We start from the raw sequence: 2,725 nt of genomic DNA, 5'->3' as shown, positions 1-2,725 counted from the left end.
CACCGAACCGCGTCCAGAGGTAGTTCGTGATATCCTCGGCGGCTTGCTCGTCGCGGGCGTCGAGCGTGATCCCAAGGGTTCGGCCAACCATAAGGCTGACCGTGAAGCGGCGGGGGGCACTCATGCCCCCACCTCCGCCTTGGTTTGCTCTTTGGCCTTGCGTGGCAGGATAACGAGCCGGGCGTCCTTCGCGAGTGGCAGGGCTTTCAGGCTTAGGTTGAACCCGTCGCCTTGGGCGTGCTTCCAAAGCGCGCCGATCTCGGTCCAGATCGCGTTGTCTTTCTCGCCTTCAACCATGAAGAGCGAATGGCTCGGGCGGTTTGGCTGTTTGGTGGTCATGAGGGTGTCTCCCCTTGGTTTTCCGGCTGCGCCCATCGCGGCCGGTCGGGGGATTTCCGCGCTGGGGCCTAAAGACCGTTGGCAACGGAGGGTCCGACCGAGGGACCCCTTGGGGAGACGGTTGGATGCCTTGCTAGCGGGCTGCCCCGGCGCATCACCCGACCGAATCCGGCTGTGATGGCAAAGCGGGACCAACGGCGAGCGCCTGACGACGAAACGCCCCGCCTGGGCCTTAAGAATTCACGGGAAGGCTGAACCGTAGCGCTTCGACCAATCGGCACCTTGGCGAGCACGAGTAGGGCAGGGGGCTCATTGCTGCCCCCCAGACCCCCGCTAGGATTTCGGGGAGGAATGTTCACACGAGGGGTTAAACAGGCTCGGCGGTCTTCATAACGTACCCGCGCTTCTTCTTCTCGCGCACGAGGGCCTGCATGGCGAGCAAAGCGGCTCCAGCGTTAGGGTAGGGGTCAGCCCGCACGGTCCCGCCACTGCCAATGCGGCCCCATTCTCGGATGAGTGCCCATTCACCAAAGAGGGTAGGGGCCATCAGCATCCGGTAGAACCGCGCCAGGTTACGTGAAGGGTCGCGGCGGGTGAGGTAGACCACGCTCACGGCTTAAGCCTCGATATCGTGGCGGCACTGACATTGTAGCTCCGCGCTACCTCGCGGACGGCTTCTCCCGCTGCCTTGCGTGAAAGAGCTTCAAGCCTCTGGTGGTGGGTCAGCTTAAAGGGTGCCCCAAGCTTTACCCCTCGGGCCTTGGCGCGGGCGCGGCCTTCGCCTGTGCGGGTTTTGATAAGCTCGCGTTCGAACTCTGCCAGTCCGCCCAGGATCGTGAGCATTAAACGTCCATGGGCTGTGGTGGTGTCTGCCCACGTATCAGCGAGCGAGCGGAAGCCTGCGCCTGCCTTGGTGAGCTGCTCAAGAATCCTCAACAGGTCGAGCGTGGAACGGGCGAGGCGGTCGAGACGGGTGACCAACACCACATCGCCCGTGTTTAGGTTGGCCAGCATCCGCTTGAGCTCGCGGCGTTCGGCATTGGCCGCGCTGGCCTTCTCCTGAAACACCTTCTCGGCTCCGGCGGCCTTCAAGGCCTCAAGCTGGGCTTCTAGGGTTTGGCCGTCCGTTGATACGCGTGCGTAGCCGAAAATCATGGCACGGGCCTATCCAACGCCTTTGTAGACATTGCATGCAGGGCAGGAGACCTGTCCGTTTTCGACGGTCGTTTTCCCGCCCTTCGACCACGCCAGTGTATGGTCTGCGTGCCAGTCGTCCCAAGTGATTTTCACCCCATCGCATTTGAGCTTGAGCTGGCAGATACCCTTGTCACGGCGGAAAATGGTGAGTTTCTGGACGTGTGTGAACCCACGCTGGTTGTCTTTGCGGGAAAGGGCAGGAAACGTTTCCAGCAAGTTACGGAGGAGAAATTCCATCCGGAAACGGATGGAATCGGCGGCGTCCGTGCTGTGACTGATCTTCTCCCGATAGCTAACCCATTCCGCCTCACCATCCTCTTCGGGCTTGGCATCTTGGAAGCGGCGAGTCGTTTCAAATTCAATGAACCAGTCGTGGAGCTTTGGGCGAACCTCCTCGATGACATACTGCTTCAACAGCTCCGAGATGACGCAATAAAGCGCCACCACATTGTAGCGTTCCAGCTCCGGGGTCTTGTCCGGAAAAATCGTGGCAAGGACGTCGAGAACCCGCCTGACTGCCTTTGCTGTGGGCGAATTGCTGTCAAAATCCCGATTGGCCTCATACATCTTGTTGAGGTCGGCGTTTTTCACGTTGGTTGGCCCGCCTTGGATTTCCAACAGAACCAATTGCGCCGCGATGTGGTCATACGCGTACCGAGCATTGGCAAAGCCAACTCTTTGGAAGAAGGCGTGTTTTGAAAGCTCACGAACAAAATCCCGCATCTTGCCGGGAAATGCGTTCCTCTTCTCCTGGGCTTTTAAGGAAGTGCCATTCTGAAGGCGCAGGAACATTTCGCGCACTTCGTCTTCGTCGGTATCTTCAAGCACCACGATGTCGAGCGGATAGACGTCAAAGTGACTGCGTAGCTCGTCGGGGAGGTCGTCGTAATAGCAATTGGCAATCGCCTCCCCGTTTATCGGTTCAGCATCCTTTGGAAGCTTGAAAGCGCCGTCGAAAAAATCCCAGATGGCCCTGAGGCGCTGTTGGCCGTCGACAACGTCATATGTTTCGGGGGGCTTGGTGCTTGTTCTGCGCCAATAGAGCTTCGGAACGTCATAGTTGCGAAGGATCGTATCGACCAGCAACTGCTTTTGGCTGGTTCCCCAGACTGGGGGCCGCTGAAAATCAGGCTCGGTGTTGATGCGTTTGCGGATACCCCTGATGGTGGTCAGTGGCATGGGTTTTTTG

4 protein-coding genes are annotated in these 2,725 nt (G+C 59.2%); all 4 read right to left on the bottom strand.

The window, feature by feature from the left end; genetic code table 11:
* Positions 1-120: 120 nt before the first annotated feature.
* Positions 121-339, bottom strand: a complete 219-nt coding sequence (locus IM485_RS08715; protein ID WP_287742474.1) for a hypothetical protein — start codon at positions 337-339, stop codon at positions 121-123.
* A gap of 367 nt (positions 340-706) precedes the next feature.
* On the bottom strand, positions 707-952 hold the full coding sequence (locus IM485_RS08710; RefSeq protein WP_287742473.1) for a WGR domain-containing protein: 246 nt from the start codon (positions 950-952) through the stop codon (positions 707-709).
* Entirely contained in the window at positions 949-1,494 is a 546-nt protein-coding gene (locus IM485_RS08705) for a recombinase family protein (protein WP_287742471.1), read from the bottom strand. The genes IM485_RS08710 and IM485_RS08705 overlap by 4 nt, the downstream gene beginning before the upstream one ends.
* Before the next feature lie 9 nt (positions 1,495-1,503).
* Positions 1,504-2,725 (bottom strand): GmrSD restriction endonuclease domain-containing protein (locus tag IM485_RS08700; RefSeq protein WP_287742469.1); only part of this gene is annotated, 1,222 nt, incomplete at its 5' end.

The organism is Microcystis sp. M169S2, assembly GCF_020245865.1.
GTDB lineage: Bacteria > Cyanobacteriota > Cyanobacteriia > Cyanobacteriales > Microcystaceae > Microcystis > Microcystis ichthyoblabe_A.
This window is presented reverse-complemented; position numbering and strand designations above follow the sequence as displayed.